Raw genomic sequence first — 4,200 nt, forward strand, 5'->3', positions numbered from 1 at the left:
CGTAGCATTCCCTAGGAAAATTCATCCGATAGAAAGCTAACTGATAACTGAAATGACCGAACATTGAGGGAGGGATAACACTATATTAAGAAACTACAAAGCTAATTTACATTTTGTTACAGTAAATATATAGATTTAAAAGAGGAAGAAATTCCCTTACTTAAAGCTTATTAACTGAGAGGATAGATTTATGAATAAGTCTTTTCGTGTAGGTAACCTATTTGGCATACCATTTTACATTAACTCATCCTGGTTTTTTGTCTTATTTCTTGTCACTTTAACTTACAGTAGCAATCTGGCAGAGCAATTTCCAGAATTGGGTGGAATATTACCACTGATATTAGGATTAATAGCTGCATTATTATTATTTTCTTCTGTTCTAGCTCATGAGTTAGGTCATAGTTTTGTTGCTCTATCTCAAGGAATAGAAGTCAAATCAATCACCCTATTTTTATTTGGAGGTTTAGCTAGTTTAGATAGAGAATCAAAAACTCCTGGAGAAGCATTTTGGGTGGCAATTGCAGGTCCATTAGTAAGTATAGTTTTATTTGGTTTGTTTACTGTAATTAATACATTTACAGCCATCAACGGACCATTAGCAGCAATTATACAACTCTTAGCTTATATCAATTTAGCTTTAGCATTATTCAATTTAATTCCTGGCTTACCTCTTGATGGTGGTAATATCCTTAAATCGATTGTTTGGAAAATAACTAATAACCCTTACAAAGGAATTATTTTTGCTAGTAGAGTAGGTCAAGCATTTGGTTGGTTGGCAATAATTTCTGGTTTAATTCCCACATTTTTATTTAGTAGTTTTCCTAATATTTGGAATATTCTCATTGGTTGGTTTTTACTACAAAATGCTGGTCGTTCTGCCCAATATGCAGAAATTCAAGGTACTCTTGCAAACTTAACAGCAGCAGATGCTATTATTCCTAATAGCCCAATTGTTTCAGAAAGTCTTTCTTTAAGAGAATTTGTGAATGAATATGTCATTGGGAAAGATAGTAGAAAGCAGTTTTTAGTTATTAATGAAGTAGAGCAGTTAGTAGGGATAATTAATGTTGATGATTTGAAAATAGTTAATACTTCTGAATGGCCTGTGGTTATGGTAAAAGAATTAACTAAACCTGTAACAGATATGGAGACTGTAGTAGCTAAAACTTCTCTTTTAGAAGTAGTTTCTTTGCTGGAACAAAAGCAAATTAATGAATTAACTGTTATTGATGAGAATGGTGCTTTAGTTGGATTAATTGAAAAAGCTTCAATTAGGAGTCTGTTGGAAAATAAAGTTCAGGTAAAACCTGCTTAGGTGTAAGCATTCAGCTATCAGCTATCAGTTATTGATTGGAGGAGGAGTTCAACAATGAATAATTACTTTTCCTTGAAAAGAAGAGGATTGACTAATCATGAAAATTTTTTCTTGTTTCTCATTTAAAGGAGAGGCTTTAAACCTTTATTATTAGGTAAAAGCCATTGAAAAATTGAGAGAGAATTAAAAGTTACTGGTAAGGCAAACTCCTTCAACCTTAGAAGAAATTATTCATTATTTTCTGTTTGCGTAGCATCCCGCAGGAAATTATTACGTTTAGGTTAATGTAACAGAAAAGTACTTAATATTTTATATCATAGGAGCCAGGAATCAGAATCAATGGCTTCAATATTAGTTTTTTAGTCATAAATTCTCTGTTTTTTTCAAAGGGATATTTCCTGCACTTATCTTTTAATTACGCTGATTATTCAAACACATTATTTTTTCAAATTGGTATTATTGATAGAAAATATGTGGTGTTTTTCAAAACATATACAGCTATTTCCTAAGCTATGAGGTACAGTTGTTTTTATTCTTTATCTGTTCCCAGATACGGTGTTCCCTCAAACCTCAAATTTTGTACCTCGTAACAAAGGGAAACGCTGTATATGAATGTGAAATAGGAGTCAGAATAATGGCTTCAATACCAGTTTTTTGGTCATAAATTCTCTTGATTTGCCAAAGCAAAATTTCTTGCATTTGTCTTTTAATTAGGGTTTGCTGAATAAAGTTTTTTGGCAAGGGTAGGAGCCAGAATCCAGAAGTCAGGAGGAATGAGAATTATAGAAGAAATAGTCATAAGAATAGTACTTTAATTGTTCTGCCATAATCTTCCCAAAATGCTAACTTTTTGAGTATTTTAGACTGAAACAAGCTCACTTTTTTAGACATAAAAATGCTAAAATCTTTGTCTACAAATGCTTTGATTTTTAATAAGCAAGCCCTAATTAAGCTTATTATTTGAACACATTCTTTTTTTTTATTGGTATTGTTGGCAGAGAAGATGTGGTTTTGATCGAAACAAAAATATGAATGTGTAAATTGAAATTTTATAGCGCTGTGCGCAGCTCATTTGGCAGTAGGCAATAGCGGTCAGACCCCCCGCCGCCGACAGCTCGCTTGCGGAACGCCGACTCCTGTGAGGGAATGCTGACTCCTGTGAGGCAGTAGGGGGGATAAAAAGCTTATTATATAAAACTTTTAGCTATTGGACAGTTCCTGACATTTGTAAAGCAAGCCAGCGCACATTGCTATATAATATATCTAAACAATTAGGGAATAGAGAAAGAATGAGGAGATTGTAGAAGTAGAATTAGAGAGAAAGTTTTTGTTAATTAACTAAGGAATGAAAATTAATTAAAACTAGAGAAAATTAATTACTTTTAAGAGGTTTTATCGGACCTAAAACAGAATTTTTCTGTCTTATTTAATTTACGTTCCTTAGAATATATAATATTTAGCAATCAAAGGAAAGGGAGCAGATAAATCAAAAGTTTAAAGTTCAGACAAGACAATATTTTTCTTTCTTACTTATTCCTTCTGATGTATCTTGAAAACACAACTCTATAACTAGTAATCTCCCATTCCAACCTCTTCACTAATTAAAATTTCACCTTATACATTTGAAATAGTTCTCCAGGTTGTCGCTTTACTATTTTTCCGCCCATAAAGTCGATCATTTTTTCCCAATTTTCTAAAGGTTCTAAAAATACTTCTGCTCCTAAATAAGTTTCTAAAATTGCCCAATTTTCTGCTAATGGTTGTTCTGGGTTAAGTATGTCAAAAACAAAGCTATTTTCAGGTTTAAGAATGCGTTTTATTTCCTTGAGTACTTCTTTCCAATAATCTATAGGATAATAACAACTAAAGCCTGTAGCGATCGCCAAGTCAAATTCATTTGCTTGATAATTTAATTGGTGAGCAGGTCCCAACTCTACTCCTTTAAATAGTTTATAATTTAGTTGAGAACCTCGGTGATTTAGATTATCTCTGGCAATCGTACTAATTTCTTGACCATAAAAAAAAGCTTCCCAATCACGCCAAGGGTAAATCAAAAAACTTACTCCACAGCCAATATCCAAACATTTTTGATTTTTCTTAGGTTTAGCTATTTCCCAAAAAGGTGAAACTACTTTTGCTGTGAGATTACCGGAGGCATAATCATGAAATATTGGCATTGCTTCAATTTCCGAGGGTAACTCAAAAGATTCTCCTCGGTAATCTCGATCAAAGCGACTCTGTACTGCAATGATTTGAGTATGCCAATTATCTAAATTTTTTTGAGCGAACCAGGAAGATTGGTCCCCATCTGAGGACAAAGCAGTCTTTTTTTTGGACATTTATTTTTCTATCGTCTAGAACCTTTCAGAGCTTTTGTAAAGTTCTTACGGTAAGATTTGTTACCGATTAATAAAACAGGCCAAAATATAGATAATACCAAACGATTCTGAAAGTTCTGAGAAAAGTTCGTCTGTTTAAACCCATTCCAGAACTTCCAGATTCCACCTCCATATACAATCAGTAATAACAGGCCAATTAATGTACTCATGGCACAAAAACTCTTAAAAGGTTAATTTTTTAGGTATTGTCCAATATAATAATTATGTAGTTAATCTTAATTGGACTTTAGGTCTAAGATTCCTTAAACTATTATAACCAATATAGTTAATATAACAGTTCCCAAAAAGTGTGAGGTACAAAATTCCTTGATTTTAGGGAGTAGGGAGTAGGGAGTAGGGAGTAGGCAATAGAAAATAAGAAAAACAACTGTACTTCAGTAACTTGAGAAACGCTATATAGGTAAGCAGGTGGGTATAGAAAAAGATAAAACTAAGATACAAAATTTCAGGCGATGTGAGAAAAATTGCCTAACTTTTATTTTTTCT

The 4,200-nt window shown here is 32.7% G+C and carries 3 protein-coding genes; 1 reads left to right on the plus strand and 2 read right to left on the minus strand.

The window, feature by feature from the left end; genetic code table 11:
• Positions 1-190: 190 nt before the first annotated feature.
• A complete protein-coding gene (locus AC3DU7_RS17000; RefSeq protein WP_488040505.1) occupies positions 191-1,315 on the plus strand; it encodes a site-2 protease family protein in 1,125 nt (374 codons plus the stop codon).
• Positions 1,316-2,916: 1,601 nt separating this feature from the next.
• Here AC3DU7_RS17000 and AC3DU7_RS17005 read toward each other — a convergent pair.
• Together AC3DU7_RS17005 and AC3DU7_RS17010 are read right to left on the minus strand one after the other, a co-directional pair.
• Positions 2,917-3,654 carry a class I SAM-dependent methyltransferase gene (locus tag AC3DU7_RS17005; RefSeq protein ID WP_488040506.1) on the minus strand — a complete coding sequence of 246 codons (738 nt, stop codon included), beginning with the start codon at positions 3,652-3,654 and terminating at the stop codon, positions 2,917-2,919.
• An 8-nt stretch (positions 3,655-3,662) separates the two neighbouring features.
• Complete coding sequence (locus AC3DU7_RS17010; protein ID WP_488040507.1) at positions 3,663-3,863, minus strand: hypothetical protein; 201 nt, start codon at positions 3,861-3,863, stop codon at positions 3,663-3,665.
• Positions 3,864-4,200 lie beyond the last annotated feature (337 nt).

The organism is Okeania sp. (assembly GCF_983059655.1).

Excerpts from the sequence above, each read along its gene's own strand:
- AC3DU7_RS17000 (WP_488040505.1), top strand. The coding sequence starts at position 191 with ATGAATAAGTCTTTTCGTGTAGGTAACCTATTTGGCATACCATTTTAC.
- AC3DU7_RS17005 (WP_488040506.1), bottom strand. The coding sequence starts at position 3,654 with ATGTCCAAAAAAAAGACTGCTTTGTCCTCAGATGGGGACCAATCTTCC.
- AC3DU7_RS17010 (WP_488040507.1), bottom strand. The coding sequence starts at position 3,863 with ATGAGTACATTAATTGGCCTGTTATTACTGATTGTATATGGAGGTGGA.